Source organism: Mucilaginibacter hurinus (genome assembly GCF_003324525.1).
In the GTDB taxonomy this organism is placed as follows: Bacteria; Bacteroidota; Bacteroidia; order Sphingobacteriales; family Sphingobacteriaceae; genus Mucilaginibacter; species Mucilaginibacter hurinus.
On sequence record NZ_QGDC01000001.1, the window covers coordinates 526919 to 544649 of the forward strand.

Annotated in this window: 18 protein-coding genes; 7 read left to right on the forward strand and 11 right to left on the reverse strand. The window is 42.4% G+C overall.

All coding sequences use genetic code 11. From position 1 onward, the window contains the following. Positions 1–44: 44 nt before the first annotated feature. The 5 genes from DJ568_RS02315 (at position 45) to DJ568_RS02335 (ending at position 4798) form a co-directional block, all read left to right on the forward strand. Complete coding sequence (locus tag DJ568_RS02315; RefSeq protein ID WP_114003608.1) at positions 45–890, forward strand: LiaF transmembrane domain-containing protein; 846 nt, start codon at positions 45–47, stop codon at positions 888–890. Between the two features lie 32 nt (positions 891–922). Continuing rightward, positions 923–1258: a DUF4288 domain-containing protein gene (locus DJ568_RS02320; RefSeq protein WP_114003609.1), complete on the forward strand. Its 336-nt coding sequence runs from the start codon at positions 923–925 to the stop codon at positions 1256–1258. A gap of 3 nt (positions 1259–1261) precedes the next feature. Further along, positions 1262–2296, forward strand: a complete 1035-nt coding sequence (locus tag DJ568_RS02325; RefSeq protein WP_233496606.1) for a sensor histidine kinase — start codon at positions 1262–1264, stop codon at positions 2294–2296. After that, the gene (locus DJ568_RS02330) at positions 2293–3039 is read left to right on the forward strand and encodes a LytR/AlgR family response regulator transcription factor (protein ID WP_114003610.1); all 747 of its coding nucleotides are present in this window, start codon (positions 2293–2295) and stop codon (positions 3037–3039) included. Before DJ568_RS02325 ends, DJ568_RS02330 begins: the two co-directional genes overlap by 4 nt. Before the next feature lie 277 nt (positions 3040–3316). Next, entirely contained in the window at positions 3317–4798 is a 1482-nt protein-coding gene (locus DJ568_RS02335) for a sensor histidine kinase (protein WP_114003611.1), read from the forward strand. 101 nt (positions 4799–4899) lie between these two features. Here the strand turns inward: DJ568_RS02335 and DJ568_RS02340 are convergent, their stop codons facing one another. From DJ568_RS02340 to DJ568_RS02380, 9 genes are all read right to left on the reverse strand, one after another. Beyond that, positions 4900–5226 carry an FtsB family cell division protein gene (locus DJ568_RS02340; protein ID WP_233496607.1) on the reverse strand — a complete coding sequence of 109 codons (327 nt, stop codon included), beginning with the start codon at positions 5224–5226 and terminating at the stop codon, positions 4900–4902. Positions 5227–5397: 171 nt separating this feature from the next. Continuing rightward, positions 5398–6732, reverse strand: a complete 1335-nt coding sequence (locus DJ568_RS02345) for a DEAD/DEAH box helicase (protein WP_114003612.1) — start codon at positions 6730–6732, stop codon at positions 5398–5400. A gap of 274 nt (positions 6733–7006) precedes the next feature. Continuing rightward, positions 7007–8305 (reverse strand): phosphopyruvate hydratase, encoded by a 1299-nt coding sequence (eno, locus tag DJ568_RS02350; RefSeq protein WP_114003613.1) that lies wholly within the window; start codon positions 8303–8305, stop codon positions 7007–7009. A 121-nt stretch (positions 8306–8426) separates the two neighbouring features. Beyond that, a complete protein-coding gene (locus DJ568_RS02355) occupies positions 8427–9161 on the reverse strand; it encodes a DUF2490 domain-containing protein (RefSeq protein ID WP_114003614.1) in 735 nt (244 codons plus the stop codon). Positions 9162–9280: 119 nt separating this feature from the next. After that, positions 9281–10405, reverse strand: a complete 1125-nt coding sequence (locus tag DJ568_RS02360; RefSeq protein WP_114003615.1) for an ABC transporter permease — start codon at positions 10403–10405, stop codon at positions 9281–9283. Positions 10406–10525: 120 nt separating this feature from the next. Further along, on the reverse strand, positions 10526–11290 hold the full coding sequence (locus DJ568_RS02365; protein WP_114003616.1) for an ABC transporter ATP-binding protein: 765 nt from the start codon (positions 11288–11290) through the stop codon (positions 10526–10528). 70 nt (positions 11291–11360) lie between these two features. After that, positions 11361–11714, reverse strand: a complete 354-nt coding sequence (locus tag DJ568_RS02370; protein WP_199560825.1) for a GNAT family N-acetyltransferase — start codon at positions 11712–11714, stop codon at positions 11361–11363. A 158-nt stretch (positions 11715–11872) separates the two neighbouring features. Then, positions 11873–13387 (reverse strand): glycoside hydrolase family 43 protein, encoded by a 1515-nt coding sequence (locus tag DJ568_RS02375; protein ID WP_114003618.1) that lies wholly within the window; start codon positions 13385–13387, stop codon positions 11873–11875. 17 nt (positions 13388–13404) lie between these two features. Beyond that, a complete protein-coding gene (locus DJ568_RS02380) occupies positions 13405–13620 on the reverse strand; it encodes a hypervirulence associated TUDOR domain-containing protein (RefSeq protein ID WP_233496608.1) in 216 nt (71 codons plus the stop codon). Between the two features lie 140 nt (positions 13621–13760). On the opposite strand from DJ568_RS02380, the gene DJ568_RS02385 reads away from it, so the two are divergent. Next, positions 13761–14231: a hypothetical protein gene (locus DJ568_RS02385; protein WP_114003619.1), complete on the forward strand. Its 471-nt coding sequence runs from the start codon at positions 13761–13763 to the stop codon at positions 14229–14231. A gap of 91 nt (positions 14232–14322) precedes the next feature. Here DJ568_RS02385 and DJ568_RS02390 read toward each other — a convergent pair whose 3' ends face one another. Further along, the gene (locus DJ568_RS02390) at positions 14323–16299 is read right to left on the reverse strand and encodes an alpha-ketoacid dehydrogenase subunit alpha/beta (protein ID WP_114003620.1); all 1977 of its coding nucleotides are present in this window, start codon (positions 16297–16299) and stop codon (positions 14323–14325) included. A 55-nt stretch (positions 16300–16354) separates the two neighbouring features. Here DJ568_RS02390 and DJ568_RS02395 point away from each other — a divergent pair, with 55 nt between their 5' ends. Next, on the forward strand, positions 16355–17218 hold the full coding sequence (locus DJ568_RS02395) for a DUF4198 domain-containing protein (protein ID WP_158534853.1): 864 nt from the start codon (positions 16355–16357) through the stop codon (positions 17216–17218). On the opposite strand, the gene DJ568_RS02400 is transcribed toward DJ568_RS02395, so the two are convergent. Then, entirely contained in the window at positions 17215–17724 is a 510-nt protein-coding gene (locus DJ568_RS02400; protein WP_114003622.1) for a dihydrofolate reductase family protein, read from the reverse strand. The genes DJ568_RS02395 and DJ568_RS02400 overlap by 4 nt on opposite strands. Positions 17725–17731 lie beyond the last annotated feature (7 nt).

The following is a 17731-nucleotide window of genomic DNA, read 5'->3' on the forward strand; positions in this document are numbered from 1 at the left end:
GTTATAGTAGTTTTGGTTTATAATAATTTCAATACAGATATAACATGAGCGATAACATAGAATATAAAAAGACGCCTAACAACGGCAAGCCTGTGGCGGGAATTATTCTGCTGGTGGTGGGTGCCGTACTCCTGTTCAGGCAATTTGATTTTTTCTTTTTTCCGGGATGGCTTTTTGGCTGGTACTGGTTTTTAATTTTACCCGGGCTGTATATCGGCTTTAAAAGCAACTTCCAAAAGCAAACCTGGTTTATTTTGGTGCTTACCGGCTTGGTTTTTATGTTTAAAGATGCGTTTAATGCCTCAAGCGGCGTAATATGGCCTGTAGCGTTTATCATATTTGGTATATGGATGATTATGCGGCGAAACAACAAACATGATAACAATAAATGGCAGCAATTCTCAAACGATTTAAAAAAACCATCGCCTTTAGGTGGCCCTGATCCGATAGTTGACTACCGGGTTAAAGAAGGCTTTGTTGAGCCTGTTGATACTACAGGCGTTAATGAGGATCCGCTCGGCTCAACTATTCCGCCTAACATACCTTATGCTGATGATTCGCTTAACGCGACAGCCATATTTGGCGGTGTTGACAAGGTTATACTTTCAAAAAACTTTAAGGGCGGTGATATAGTAAATATTTTCGGCGGAACTGAACTTGATTTCACCAAAGCTGATATCAACGGTTATGTAATTATCGAGATAACACAAGTATTTGGAGGCACAAAGCTTATTGTACCGCCGCACTGGCATGTTATCTCTGACATGGCATCTATATTCGCTTCGGTTGACGATAAGCGCAAACATTTTACTACAGCGGTAAATAACGATAAAGTGCTTGTAATAAAAGGGGTGTCCATATTCGCCGGGGTTGATATCCGCAGCTATTAATAAACCTACGGAAAACTAAATATTCACTGACAATGAACTGGTACGTAACAAAACTGGTATTTCGCATCGTTAGCGGCGACGGTAATCATCCCGCACAGTTTGATGAGCAACTAAGGCTGATCAATGCCGATACTGAAAAAAATGCCTTTGAAAAAGCCAATAAAATTGGCCGGGAAGTGCAGGATAGTTTTAGCAACGCGCAAAAACAAACGGTAAAATGGCAGTTTGTAGATGTAACTGAAATAAACCGCTTACATGACCTTACCGATGGTACCGAATTACATTACCAGATACACGAAGCGCCTGACGCCGAGCTTTATATAGCCTGGGCACATCACCGGTCTGCTTTACTAACTGTAAATAAATAAGTTTTGGCCATTCCAAAAACAGCGTTATCACGATTATACCTCGCTTTTGCGGTTTGCGGTGTGGCATGGGCCGCGCTGCAAACTTACATTGTGCATAGCTTTGGATTTGACTGGTACACCGCCGCAATTGACGGCAGCACAAGCGCTGTTTTGTTAACCGGCGCCTGCTGGCTTATTAATAATAACCTGCGTTATTATCAACCCGGTAAAGGCAGCTATATTAATCTTTTTATTTGGTGTTTGGCACTGGCCGCTATTTGCGCGGCCGGCGGGCGTTACATACTCCCGTTGCTTAAAACAGGCAATGTTTATTATACTTTTTTACAACGCTCGCTTGAGATACGTTTTTTTACCAATTTTTTAGCCATAGGCTGGATGGCTATGCTGAGCGCGATATATTTTTCGCAACTGGACCAGAAGGAAACGGAGAAACGTAAATCAGAAGCGGAAAAGATGGAGCGCGATGCAGAACTTTATAACCTGCGCCAGCAACTGCAGCCGCACTTTTTGTTTAACAGCTTAAACTCTATCAACGCGCTGATAGGGTTTAAACCCGAACTGGCCCGTACAATGATACACCAGCTTTCGGACTTTTTACGCGGCACGTTACGAAAGGATGATCAGCAAAAGGTTACCCTGACCGAAGAACTGGCACACCTGAATTTATATCTTGAAATTGAGAAGGTACGCTTCGGTCACCGGTTGCAAACCGAAATAAGCTGCGATAATAATTGCGGCGATGCGGTGATGCCCGCTATGCTGTTACAACCCATTGTAGAAAATGCCATAAAATTTGGCTTGTATGACACTACGGGCGAAGTTGTAGTAAGCATACGTGGCGAACTGGACGGTAATTACCTCGTTTTAATGGTACAAAACCCCTATGACCCACAAACTTCAAAACCCAAACAAGGGACCGGTTTTGGCCTGCGCGGTGTACAACGCAGACTTTATTTACTATTTGCACGCAATGATTTGATTGAAACTCATGCAAATGATAATATATTTACAACCATAATTAAAGTACCACAGGCATGAAACGCGCGCTAATTATTGATGACGAGCCATTGGCCCGTATGGTTGTGATGGAATATCTGCAGGATTTTAAAGATCAGATAGAACTTATACAGGAATGTGGTGACGGTTTTGAAGGACTGAAGGCTATACAACAGCACCAACCCGACCTTATTTTTTTAGATGTGCAGATGCCTAAAATAACCGGCTTTGAAATGCTTGAACTGGTTGACCAAGCGCCTGCCGTAATATTTACCACCGCGTTTGATGAGTATGCCATAAAGGCTTTTGAGGCCCATGCAATTGATTACCTTTTAAAACCTTTTAGTAAAGACCGCTTTAATAAAGCCATTGAAAAATACATAGCCTTATCAACAGACGTAAAACCTGTTAAACAAACCGAAAAATTGCTTGAGGAAGTTGCGCACTCTCCGGCGCAGCATGAACGTATTGTGGTTAAAACCGGTACTAAAGTTAAAATTATACCCGTACGCGATGTGCTATACCTGCAGGCAGACGACGATTATGTAAGTATAATTACTCCCGAAGGATCATACTTGAAAAACAAGACCATGAGCTTTTTTGAACAAACGCTTGACCCGCGCCAGTTTGTTCGTGTGCACCGCTCATACATACTAAGTGTGTCTGAAATCACCCGTATCGATCCCTACGAAAAAGACTCGCATCTGGCTATTCTAAAATCCGGAGCAAAAATACCTGTTAGCAAAACAGGTTATGGCAAACTTAAACAAGTATTGGGGATTTAACAGTTGTTATTGGGTATTAAGCCCTTTTAAATACCGTATTCTTTTTAGGCATATCTTTTCAAATATGTATTAACTTGTTGTATATTAGCACCATATAACGAAAAACAAGCCGAAATTCTGCTTCTTGGGTATCATTATCCGGAATACCGCTAAAAAATATCATTTTTTTGTTATTTGTGGTAAGGAATTTGATATACAGGATATTACAAAGATTAAAATTTATCTTTTGGTACTGGCCTTAGCATTAATTTTAAAAACTATCTTGTAAAAAATACATATGGATATCACTGAAGGGCATAATATTTCGACCGTTATGCCTGATAATTCTGATAATGACTTTGAAAAAAGTATAGGTGTATGGGAATATGACATAAACTACCATGCTGTTAAATGGTCTGAGGGATTTTACGAAATTTTGGGGTACGATCCACAGGACATTGACACCTCTTATGCTGTATTTTTTGACTACCTCTTATATCATGAAGACAAAGCCACTTTTTTAAATTTTATCAATAACAGGCTTCCAAACTCCAAGCCCACTGTACAAATAAGGCTGCTTACCAAAAAGCATGGTTATCAGTGGTTTGAAAGTACGCTTCACCGGTTCAGCGGCAAGCATAACCATAAAATCTCCGGATCAATTATCAATATCCACCAATATAAGCTGTTTGAGTTAAAGTTTATAAAAAAGGATATTGCCGTAAACGATAGCGAAAAAGTAATAACGATTGGAAACTGGCAGCTTAACCCGTACACAAAGGAGTTAATATTATCAAAAGAGTGTTATGATATCCTGGAGTATAAAGACCAGGTTAAATTATCACTTGAAGGCTTCATTGGCTTGTTTGAAAAACAATTTAATACGCAACTTACTGCTGTTGTTGAAAACGCTATAAAACTAAGCAAGCCGTTTGATGTTGACCTTGTAGTTAAAACAGCCAATAAGAATAAGCTGTGGGTTAGGGTAAAAGGTACAGCAGTAATTGATGATTATGGCACCTGCATACTTATTAAAGGCATACTGCAGGATATTGACAAAAGTAAAACCAGGGAAAACTGTTTGCAAACTAACCTGGACGTTTTAACCGAACAAAACAAAAGGCTACAAAACTTTGCCTACATCATCTCACACAACCTGCGTTCGCACTCAGGTAATTTGCAAACAATGATTAAAATGTATGATGAAACTGACGGCGAAGAAACAAAAACTGAAATTTTAGACCAGATAAAGAACGTAACCGAAAGCCTTACAAAAACCATTGAGCACGTAAACGAGATAGTAAAAATTCAAACAGATAAACCGAAAGATATACGTGAGATTGATTTCCTGTCGGTATTTAAGAATATCTTTTCGGCATTGCGTAATAATATCAGCGCTGTAAACGCTCATATTGAATATGATTTTAGCCGTGCCCCGGGTGTAAAATATTTACCGGCTTACCTGGAAAGTATTTTTCAGAATATGATTACCAATGCAATAAAATACCGGCACCCAGACCGCGCTCCACATATAAGGTGTTTTACTTACACTATGGGCGGCCAGGTATACCTCGTTTTTGAGGATAACGGCATAGGTATTGACCTTGACAGGCACGGCGACCAGGTGTTTGGCTTATATAAAACATTTCACCAAAATAGCGATTCACGCGGTGTAGGTTTGTTTATCACGCGTAACCAAATTGAAGCGCTTGGCGGCAGCATTGAGATTGAAAGTACTGTAAACGTAGGTACACGGTTTGTTATAAGACTAACAAAGTAGCCGCCCCTGGTACATGCATGCTGTATTACCGGCTAAAGCGTTAGTGCAAAAAACTTTATCGCTATGTTATTATGCCAGGACGGCGTTTGCTGCGCTACCGTTTATTCCTCAACGGCTTTTTCGCGAACAACTAAAAATACGTCTTCGTTATCCTTTTTCATCAGGTATTTTTCCCTAGCGAATTTTTCAAGCTGCTGCGGATTTGACGAAAGCTCGTCGAGATCTTTAGTTACCTTATCAGTTTCCTTTTGGTAAAAGTCGCGTTCGGCTTTTAGTTTCTCAAGCTGCTGGTGGTATTCATAGTGTGATAGCAGGTCATTTTTATCAAAAAAAATGAGCCAGGCGGCAAACGCTACCGTAACCAGGAAAAATTTGTTACCAAAAAGACCTATCAAACGCTTCATTGTACCGGGATATAAAATTTTCATTTTAAAGCTATCTAAAAAACAAACGCGATGCAAATATGATTATTAACTTATTAACATAAAAAAATTATCCCAAATACATCCTGATGAGTAACTAGGATGTAGTAATCTATCATTTTGAATGGTAAGAATCTTTTAGATAGATTGCTACTTTATCGCTCACGGATTAGTTTATTATCCCCGCCTGTTACCACCAGGCCTTGCACCGCTCATGTTAGCTTCGCCTTTTCCGCCACGTGATTTATTACGGTTACCGCCAAAGCGCCTGTTGCTACCGCCACCACTTTTATGCGACTGTGAAGCGCCGCCGCGATGATGGCCATGAGCTTCCTTCTTTATTTTTTCCAGTATACGCTCCTGATGCGTAAGCTGGGGCAGCGGATAAGGATGAGCCTCGTTAACCGGAATAGTTTTTCCTATCAACTTATGTATATCTTTTAAGTACTCCTTTTCTTCCTCATCGCAAAACGAAAGGGCTATGCCGCTGGCGCCTGCACGGCCTGTACGGCCAATACGGTGTACATAGGTTTCAGGTATATTGGGCAGCTCATAATTTATCACGTGAGTAAGTTCATCGATATCTATACCGCGTGCTGCAATGTCGGTGGCAATCAACACGCGCGTTTTACGGCTTTTAAAATTTGTCAAAGCCCGCTGCCGTGCATTCTGCGATTTATTGCCATGTATAGCTTCGGCGGTAATCCCAGCCTTATTGAGATCCTTTACCACCTTATCGGCACCGTGTTTGGTACGGGTAAATACCAATGCCGTAGCAATATCTTTATCTTTTAAAACGTGGTTAAGTAATTGCCTTTTATCGCCCTTAGCCACAAAAAATATTTCTTGCTGTATGGTATCCGCGGTTGATGATACCGGCGTTACCTCCACCCTTTCAGGCTTATGTAAAATACTATCGGCCAGGCTTTGTATCTCTTTAGGCATGGTTGCCGAGAAAAAAAGTGTCTGCCTTTTAGCGGGCACTTTGGCGATTATCTTTTTTACATCATGCACAAAGCCCATGTCCAGCATACGGTCAGCCTCGTCCAGTATCAGTATCTTCACATGGTCAATATGTACCAGGCGCTGGTTAATCAGGTCGAGCAAACGGCCGGGCGTAGCTACCAATATATCTACTCCCCTGCGCAACGCATCAACTTGCGGGTTTTGCGATACGCCGCCAAAAATCACCAGATGCTTAAGGCCTGTGTGCCTGCCATATGCGGCAAAGCTTTCATCAATCTGGATAGCCAGTTCGCGGGTTGGGGTTAGTATAAGTGCCTTTATAGTTTTCTGTTCTTTGTGTTGCTGCCTGTCGTTATACAGTAATTGTAGCGTAGGTATGGCAAAGGCAGCTGTTTTACCGGTGCCTGTTTGGGCGCAGCCTAAAAGATCAGTTTGCTGCAGTACTATTGGTATAGCCTGTGCCTGTATAGGTGTGGGCTGGGTATAACCCTCAGTTTTAAGTGCCTTTAAAATAGGCTCTATTAAATTTAAATTTTCAAATGACATGTATTGTATTTATTTGCTAACGCAAAGCATATCCGGATCTATAGCGTTTGTTATGTGCGGTGATCAAAACCGTTAAGCGAGCGGGTAATTATTTTAGCAAAGATAGGGAATATTATTGGAAGACGTATTAATGGGGAATTTGAGACCTTTTAAACGTATTGCGACGTTAGTATTTATACCGCAACAACACCGACTGTCAATAAAAAAGCCGGCGCAGGGCCGGCTTCTTAATATCAATAGTAAAAACCTTTCGGCTTTATTTTTAAGCTTTCGCCTACCTGTTTTTTACGTATTTAAAGTTTTTCCCGATGAACTTAGCGTTCTCGCCTAATTCTTCTTCAATACGCAACAACTGGTTGTATTTAGCGATCCTGTCAGACCTTGAAGCTGAACCTGTTTTTATCTGGCCGCAGTTTAAAGCAACAGCTAAGTCGGCAATTGTAGCATCTTCAGTTTCACCTGAACGGTGGCTCATTACTGAAGTGTAGCTGTGTGTTTGCGCTAGCGATACCGCATTGATAGTTTCAGTTAACGATCCTATCTGATTTACTTTTACCAGGATAGAGTTAGCCGTATCAGCATCAATACCTTGTTGTAAACGTTTTACGTTAGTTACAAACAAATCATCACCCACTAGTTGCACACGATCGCCGATTTTTTCGGTTAACAATTTCCAGCCTTCCCAATCGTCTTCAGCCATACCATCCTCAATAGAAATGATGGGGTATTTTTCAGTTAACGAAGCGAGGTAATCAGCTTGTTCAGCACTGGTGCGGATAGCACCTTTTTCGCCTTCAAACTTAGTATAGTCGTATTTACCATCTTTGTAAAATTCAGAAGCAGCACAGTCAAATGCCAGGAAAATCTGCTCGCCCGGCTTGTAACCCGCTTTTTCAATTGCTTGCAGTATAGTTTCAACGCCGTCCTCAGTACCTTCAAAAGTAGGGGCAAAACCACCCTCGTCACCTACAGCGGTTGACAGGTTACGATCATGCAATATTTTCTTCAGGCTGTGGAACACCTCGGTACCCCAACGCAACGCCTCGCTGAATGAAGAAGCACCGGCCGGCATGATCATGAATTCCTGGAAAGCGATAGGCGCGTCAGAGTGCGATCCACCGTTTACAATGTTCATCATCGGGATAGGTAATGTGTTAGCATTAACACCGCCTACGTAACGATATAATGGTTGGCGGCTTTCCTGCGCGGCGGCTTTAGCAACCGCTAATGATACACCTAAAATGGCGTTAGCGCCCAAATTACCCTTATTTTCAGAACCGTCAAGTTCAATCATCAGCTTGTCAATCGTATTTTGTTCAAATACATCAACACCTTTTAATGCTGCAGCAATTTTTTCGTTAACATTGGCAACGGCTTTTAACACACCTTTACCTAAGTAAGTGGCTTTATCGTTATCCCTAAGCTCTACCGCTTCATGTATGCCTGTTGAGGCGCCCGAAGGTACAGCTGCACGCCCCAAAGCGCCGTTCTCGGTTAATACATCAACTTCAATGGTTGGGTTGCCGCGCGAATCTAAAATCTGGCGGGCATGAACATCAATTATTATACTCATAGTGATTGTAAGCGTTTGAAAACTATACTTCTTTTAAAACGGCGCTAAGTTAAAATATAATCATCAAAACTCATCAGGGTTTGGCATTTATAATGATTATTTAACATCGCTTTCGCTATAACTAATCGTGCATGGCCGGAATAAATTCCTTCGCCTTGCCTTTTTTGCGGTTTATGCGGTATTGTATATTAATAGCGAGATTATTTTTTGCACCTGCAGTAGTGAGTGTGTAGTTATATTGATGCATCCAACCGGCTTGTACGCTTAATGATTTATTAAATTGATAACCCAGCCCCAGGTAAAAACGGTTACGCTCAAAATGCGGCGCCTTATTATTCAAAAATATCTCGTTAAAGGTTGCACCATACCATGTTTTAGGGCCAATTTTAGCATGGTTTATAGGGATAGCTAAATTCAACCGGTAACGAAACCTGTTACGGTACCCTGTGTTAAAAAATCGTTGTTCAACACGATAACGGTGCTCTATTTTAATACGGTCTAAAAACTGGTTGACGGTTAACTGCTGCCAAAGCCGCGTCTCTAAATTGGTTGGTGGCCCGTCCAAATCGTCATAATCATATGTAATGTACCGGCCGGTACCAATAAGTGCTGTGTAGTTGTTGGCAATATCGTAGCTTACCCCACCTTTAGCTTCGTAGTAAAATGCCTGATTAAAGAGCGTATTGGTACGTGTTTGCAGTTCTATATAAGCACCCCACTTATGCGTGCTATCCCCGGGCAGGGTTACGGTAACAATTCCCCAAGTGCCGGTTTTACTATTCTGTGCCTTAACATTAAATGAACACAAGCTTAAAACTGCGACCAGAAATACTATTAATTTACGATTTTCTAACATTTTTTTAATCTTATGCCGCAAATGTATTTCCTTAATATTACGCTATTGTTAATTAAACACTTCTTAATGTTATATTAATATTAAGTTTTATCGCTACAATGTTATCGCAATGTTAAACCTTACTCCCACTTAAAAGTTTTAACAGCTACGGTATAAATCACTAAGCCCCATATGCCCAGTATAAGCAATTGGTGGCTAACATCAATTAGGCCGGCACCTTCAAATGCAACCTTACGCAGAGCGTCGTTAAGATAAGTTAAAGGCAGGGCATGGCTTATAGGTTGGAGCCAGGCAGGGAAAGCATTGATAGAAAAGAAAGTGCCTGAGAGCAGGAACTGGGGAAGCGTGATAATATTGGCAATTGGCGGCACAGTACTTTCGCTTTTAGCTATACCGGAAACCACAAAACCAAAGCCCATAAAAACAATAACACCTATGGTTGAAAGTATAAGCATGTTAATAACTGTAACCACACCATTAACCAGCGTAAAACCAAAAGCATAATGTCCTATTATGATAATAAATAAGGCGCCCATCAGCGAAAAGGTTATACGGGCCAGCGCTTCGCCGATGACGATGCTGGCACGTTTTACCGGCGTGGCAAAAAAGCGTTTAATAACCAACGTTATACGCAGGCTTAAAAAAACAAAGGCCGTACCAAACACCCCTGTGCTTAAAAGCGAAAAGCCTAATTGCCCGGGCAATATAAAGTCAATGGTTTTGTACTCACGACCGCTGATAACCGTTTCCTTTAGGCGGGTAATCTGCGGTGGCGCCTCTTGTTTTAAAATACGTTGATGAAAGGCCTGGTTAATTCCGTTTAGTATATTGGCCAATACAGATTTAAGGATGTTACCTTTTGACGACGCCTTGGTGTATTGTACGTTAACTTCAAATACCGGATGCTCCCTTTCAAACTTTTTATCGGCATTGTTCCTTATATCTAACAATGCATCAATAGTACCTTTTGATAAATTGCTGTTTAACTCATCGGCGGGCTGATTATGAATGAGGTTAACCACGCTAACCTTTTTCAATTCCTGGTAAACAGGATTTACCGTATCGCAGGTTTTAGCTACCCCTACATCAACGGTTACTGCGCCGCCGCCGATAAAGCCAAATACCAGGATAAAAATCAGTGGGAACGCAAGGCTGAATATCACTGCAGACGGGCTGCGGAGTATTGACTTTAAGCTTGCCCGTGCTATGGCCAGGGTAGCGCGTATATTACTGTATTTCTTCATTTATTATAATCTGGTAACCGATAAAGTCTGAAGTCTCGGTAGTAGTAGTAGTTAAATATAAAATGTAAATCCGGTCAGTCTTTTGAAGACTTCCGTCTTTCCTGGCTTTCGGCCCTTAAACTATTCGTCCCGCCAATTTTTGCCTGTTAAGTTTATAAATACGTCTTCGAGATTTGCCAGTTTAACCTGCTTAGGCCGCTCAAAGCCGGATGATACCAATTTATCAATAAAATTATCGGGCGTATCAATGCCTACGACTTTGCCGCCATCAATAAAGGCCACACGGTCACACAGCACTTCTGCCTCATCCATGTAATGAGTGGTTATTACTACGGTCGTTCCAGCGTCGCGTATTTCTTTAATCAAATCCCAAAGGTTGCGGCGTGCCTGCGGATCAAGGCCGGTTGTAGGTTCATCTAAAAAAATTATGCGGGGATTGTTTATCAAAGTAGTCGCTATAGAGAAACGTTGTTTCTGGCCGCCTGAAAGTTGCTTGTATTTTGCCTTCGCCTTATCTGTAAGCGCTACTTTTTGCAGCATTTCCATAGGCGTTTTTGTAATGCCGTAAAGACCGGAAAATAAATCTATCAATTCAGACAAATTGAGGTTAGGATAATATCCTGCTGCCTGCAATTGCACCCCTATACGCTGTTTAATACTGTCAGCATCCGTATCAACCGAAAAACCGTCAACCCATATCTCTCCTGAGGTTTTGTCCCGCAAGGTTTCGATAATTTCGAGTGTAGTAGTTTTGCCGGCGCCATTCGGCCCCAGCAATCCAAATATTTCGCCTTCGTAAACCTCAAAACTTATATCCTTTACCGCCGCAAAATCCCCGTAATTTTTTACCAGGTTTTTTACAGTGATAACAGATTGCTTTTTCATCCCGTAAAAATGGTGTAGAAAAATGGAATAACCATAACATTTTGGGGAGTTTACTTAAATATTACAGCTATTACTTTAAACCGTTTACATCGCGCAATAAAAAACAGTGGTTATGCCGCTCCATACCTATTTTAGGATAATACTGCTCGGCTGCAGGTGCAGCAAGCAATATTAGCAAGGCTTGCGGGTAAAGCCTTTTTGTTTCGGCAATCAGCTTTTTGCCTATACCCTGGTGCTGGTAAGCCGCGTCAACTGCCAGGTCGCTCAGATAAGTGCAATATGAAAAGTCACTTACAGACCGCGCCGCACCTACCAGCTTACCATTATGCCTGGCTGTGTAAATTATATCTGCATTGCGGCACATGGTGTTTATCCGCTCTAAATCATCAACAGGGCGGCGCTCACCCAAGGTGCTCGCAACCAACAGATCACGATATTCCCCGGCATGCAGGTTTGATAAGTGATATTCATAACTAAAAATAGCAATTTACTTATAAAAAGAGCAGGGTTTCCCAAAGGAAACCCTGCTCAGGCCCAATCAGGGACTGCATGAATAACCTTTATTATATAAATAGATCGATATTAATAACTGTAACTGATACTAAAATTGTCAAAGACCCCCTCTTCACCAGTTTGGCCTTTAAAATTTATACCCGGACGGGGGCTCCTGTCCCATGGTGTCAGGTTATCTATAATAACCGGCTTATCAAGTGCAAGTTCCTGCCACGGGCCTGTTTGTTTCCAGTATATGTGACAGGTTAAATCCTGTTTCACTTCCATTTTCAGCTGAACTATTCCTGAAGCTGCATGTGCCGTTTTTAATACCTGGCGGCTGTTATCTTTCACTTGCCAGTATTCAATGATATTACCCTGTATACTTATACCTAACGAGCCGTTTGCATCGCCGTAAATAACCAGTCCTTTTTGAGCTGCATTAGTGTTTATTACACTTACCTGCATCCTATAGTTTGCTGTATATGGCCTGCGGGTGAGGACTATGCCTGAGTTATTCCCTGGTTTAACCGTGCCTGATAAATGCAGCTTTCCGCGTTGCTGTTTTAGTACAGGGGTTGCATTTCTGAAATCCCATTGCCAGGCTTTATCAGGTGTGTTACCTGTAAATGTATCGGTAATGTGGGCTTGAGTAGTTACTGGTTTGGGCAGCGTTACAAATTTAGGCCACTCATTTTTGGCGGGCCAAACAAGCTCACTTAGTAAACCCTGCCTGCCTGTATAAACTCCGGTAGTTTTGCTATAGGCGTGGTACAGGTAGTAGTATTTACCATCAGTGTTGGTAACAAAGGTGCCATGCCCTGTGCATTTCCATTCCTCATCGCCCGATAATAAAGGATTCTTTATATACGACTCGTAAGGGCCCATTATATTTTTTGCCCGGGCAACCTGCACACGGTAGCTACAACCACGGCCACAGCAGTCGCCTACCGACGAGAAGAGGTAGTAATAATCATCCTTTTTTAGTATGCTTTGCCCCTCAAGCCCAATACGCTCTACATCTCTTAGCAGCGTAACCGGCTCACCTTCCAGTTTAAACCCGTCGGCAGACAGTTTGCTGCCCAATATTTCAATCGGCTTTCCCGCTAATCCGTAGGCTTTCCAGGTAATATATAGCTGGCCATTATCATTAAACACAAAAGCATCAATAGCCTCGTTACCCCATTCAATTACAACCCCGTGATCGGTAAAGCCACGATCAGGGTATTTTGAAGTAGCTACGCCAATGCATGATATACCATCTTTTTTTCGGCGCGCAGTGTAATATATATAATACGTATTGTTATGGTAAAAATATTCGGGCGCCCAAAAAGAGCCGGATAACCACTCAGGTGTTTTATCAAACACATACCCGGTTTGCTTCCAACTTTTCAAATCCGTTGATGTAAAAATGGGGTAATGCGGCGCCCACTCAGACGAAGTAGCCGTAGCATAATAAGTTTTTCCTTTCCGGATGATGGACGGGTCGGCAAAGTCACCCGGAATGACTGCCCGTTGTGCGAACAGATAACCGGATGACAAGAACAACTGTGCAGTTAACAGTAATAACGCTTTACGCAGGAAATTTTTGGTTGATTGGTTCATGCCCCAAAAATAAATATTTACTTTTTGCCGCCGCTTTTTATTTCACTGGCAGATTTCAGCACTTTGTCTCCGTCCTCCTGTTTTATTTCATAAGCTGGTTTATCTTCAGTAGCGTTGCGTTTTACGGTTGTGCCTTTGATGGTTTTCTCAACGGTTTCGGTATGCTTTTTTATTATTTTCCCCTCGGCCTCGCTTTTCCCCCAATTCCAATGTACGGTATCGCCCTTTTTCATGATCATGTTAGTTTTTGATATAACATGGGCGTATGCAATTGGTTGAAAAAATCGCAAACCCATTTAGAATACGCTTATTAAAAAACTAAATTAGCGGATGCTGAACGCTTTCCATTCGTAATAAATTTTACCAGGAAATTGTGCGTACCTTTTGCTCCTGCGGTAAAGGAAGATATTCTGCAGTATATTCAAAACAGGATTATTCAAAAAAAGCCAATAATGTTACGTCGGGCGATTATGAGGTATATTACAAAGGCACGACCGGTTCCGCGCGTCAAAATTTATTTGGACTGCCGGATAATGGCACGATCCAATTAGTGCCGTACGAAGACAAACTCCACCTTACTCATTCCATTAACTTGGTCGGGTTATTTGCCAAAACCGCGCTTATGTCTATTGGATTTGGAATCTTTGGCATCTTCACTCATCGTTGGTGGATAGGTCCCGTGTTCTTTATTTGGCTGTGTGGAGCAAACTGGGTGATTGCTATAATCCGGCATGGTTTTTTCACTACCGAACTGGCTGACGACATTAATAAAACAATGAACTGTTTACCACCACCAGATCCCGAACCTGACAAAATGAACGGCAGAATAAAACATTGGATGTAATCAGCTTACATAACCGAGATTTGACGACTATTTCTATAACTTCACCTTGCCCGCGTTAAACTCAAAAATTGTTGAACTAATGCAGCAGGCTTTAGTAACTTAATAAATGTTGCATCTTTCCCTCAAGCCTACTTTTGGCCATAAACTGGTCTTCAAGCCCCTTGTCCATGGGCACAGGCGTATCCAGTCCGGCGCAGCGCATAATGGGTGCATCAAGGTAAGCAAAGCAGTGTTCGGCAATGTACGCGGCTATCTCACCACCAAAGCCACTGATTAATGTATCCTCATGTAAAATCAGTGCGCGTCCCGTTTTTTTAACGCTCGCTTCAACCGCTTCCTTATCCCAGGGCTGCAAAGTACGTAAGTCCACAATTTCCACGTCAATATCAAGGTGGTTACCGGCATATTCTACAGCCCAATGTACTCCCCAGCCGTAGGTAATTATTGATGCTACGCTGCCCTCACGAACAACCTTTGCCTTACCAATTTCAACAGTATAATACCCATCAGGCACGTCGCCACTGCAGGTTCGATACAGGTATTTATGCTCAAAAAACATCACCGGGTTAGGGTCTTCAATAGCGGACAGCAACAGGCCTTTAGCATCTGCAGGGTAAGCGGGATATACTACTTTAAGCCCAGGCGTTTTTGTGAACCAGGCTTCGTTAGTTTGCGAGTGAAATGGCCCGGCGCTTGTACCTCCGCCTGCAGGCATGCGTATTACAACGTCAACCGCCTGCCCCCACCGGTAATAGCTTTTGGCTAAATTGTTTACTATCTGGTTAAAGCCCGAGCTTACAAAATCAGCAAACTGCATTTCGACAAGTGCCTTATACCCGTTTAACGCAAGCCCCATGACCGCACCTACTATTGCAGATTCGCAGATGGGCGTGTTACGTACCCTATCGCGCCCAAACTCTTCAACAAACCCCTCCGTAATCTTAAATACTCCGCCATAACCCGCAATGTCCTGTCCCATTAAAACCAGATTGGGATATTTAAGCATCGCCTCATGCAGGCCATCGCTAATAGCATCTATATATCTTTTAACAGATATTGTACCTGCAGGCTTCGCTTTGTTAACAGGATAAGGTTTATACACGTCTGCCACTTCGGTCTGCACGTCGGGCACAACGTCGGGCTGTGAAAATGCTTTTTGTACTTCGCTATCTATCAACCGGCTAAATGCATTGCGGATATCCTGTGCCGATTTAATGCTTAGCACCCGCTCATCCAGTAAAAACCGTTCGAAATTTTCTAAGGGATCTTTAACCTTCCATTTATCAAACAGTTGCGGCGGAACATATTTGATACCAGATGCCTCCTCGTGCCCGCGCATCCTGAAGGTTTTACATTCAATTAAAACCGGGCGTGGGTTCTTCCTTATGTCATTTGCCAACTGACTTATAGTGTGGTAAACATCAAGCAGGTTGTTGCCATCTATCGTAAGGCCTTCCATGCCGTAGCCTTTTGCCCTGTCGGCTAAGCTGTCGCAGCGGTATTGCTCACTAACCGGCGTCGACAGCCCATAACCGTTGTTTTCTATCAAAAATATAACAGGCAAATCCCAAACCGCTGCGACATTGAGCGCCTCATGGAAGTCGCCTTCGCTGGTAGCTCCCTCACCCGTGAATACTAATGTAGCTTTTTGCCGCCCGCTTAACTTATTTGCTAACGCTATACCGCCGGCTAAAGCCATTTGCGGGCCAAGGTGTGATATCATGCCAATGATTTTGTGTTCTTGCGAACCAAAATGGAACGACCGGTCTCTGCCTTTAGTGAAACCGGTTGCCTTCCCCTGCCATTGCGCCATTAACTTCCATAACGGGATTTGACGAGCTGTAAATACGCCAAGGTTCCGGTGCATGGGCAGTATATACTCATCAGCCTGCATGGCTAAAGTGCTGCCTACCGCTATGGCTTCCTGCCCGATTCCTGAAAACCATTTATTTACTCGCTCCTGCCTTAATAATATCAGCATTTTCTCTTCTATCATCCTTGGCCATAGCAATTGCTTGTAAAATGCCAGTAAAGTATCGGTATCAAGCTTTTTACGGTCAAAAATCATATAGCTAAGCTACTGAAGTTTTCAAAACTTTGTATGTTTGGATAATCCAATGATTATGATGCAAATGAAACGTGTTTCACTCCTTATATTATCGGCGCTGGTGATTACTTTTTTAGTGGCAGCTACCGGCAATTACTTTTTGCTGGCCCAAAATTTCTTTTTAAAGAAGGGGGATATGCTGAGTGTACGCCTGTTTACCGGCCTACAGCCCGGCGATGATGCCGGCCAGGAAGGCCCGCCTGCAGGAGCCGGAAAGTTTGTATTGTATGAGGGATCAAAAAAAATTGACCTCGCTGCCCAGGCAACTGATACAGTTATAGCCATACAAGATTATAAAATTGTTAACCCCGGCCTAGCATTACTACAATACACACAAACAGCTGCTTACAATGAGTTTGATAAGGAGGAGTTTGAAAAGCAACTTAACGAAGATGGCAATACCGACCTGGCAAAACGGGTAGCAAAAAACAGGAAGTTAAGGGTGAAAGAAAAATACACCTGTTACCTAAAAACGCTGGTAAAAGTTGAAAAAAATTCAGGCAATGTGTACGAAAAGGTTTTGGGTGATCCGCTTGAGCTCGTATTAAAAACCAATCCTTACAAATTAAATTATGGCGACGATGTTACCGCTGTGCTTTATTTAAAAGATAAGCCTTTAGCCAATGAAGTGCTTATGTTATATATTAAAACTGCTACTGGTAATGTACATCCGCAAAAACTGGTGACTGATGCTGAAGGCCGGGTATATTTTAAATTAAGCCGTGAAGGAATTTATATACTTCGCTCGGCACGCACCCAGGTATCTGACACCAAAGATGCCGACTTTGAGACGATGTGGGCATCCTTCACCTTTGCGTTCAGCAGCGCTAACGAGTTGCCTAACAGCTATAAAGAATTTGGGTTTGGGGACAAGCATTAATGTACGGCGTAACGCAGCTGCACCAAACCACTTTGATAAGGAATAGTCTCCAGCAAAGTTAACCCAACACGTTCTTTTAAGCCCTCAAATAAAGGTTTGCCTTTGCCTAAAAGAATTGGGTGAACCGACAGCAGCAATTCGTCAATATACCCTTGCTGCATAAATGCAGATAGCAAGCTTGCACCACCGTAAAACCAAATATTCCCGCCATGTTCATTTCTGATCCGCTCTATGCTTTCAGCGAACACGTCGCTTGTAATAACTTCACCGTCGCCTTTTACTTCGGTAAGCGTATCTGTAAATAGATACACCTTTTTGTCAGGATAATACTCAGGATGGGCCAGTAATAATTGATAGCTTTTACGGCCAATAAATACAGCGTCGACACTATTCATAAATTGTGGCATCCCATAGTCCTGATCGGTAAGGCACCAATCATATTCCCCGTTAGGCCCCTCAATAAAGCCATCAAGGCTCACTGCAAGGTTTACAATAACTTTTCGCATAGATGTT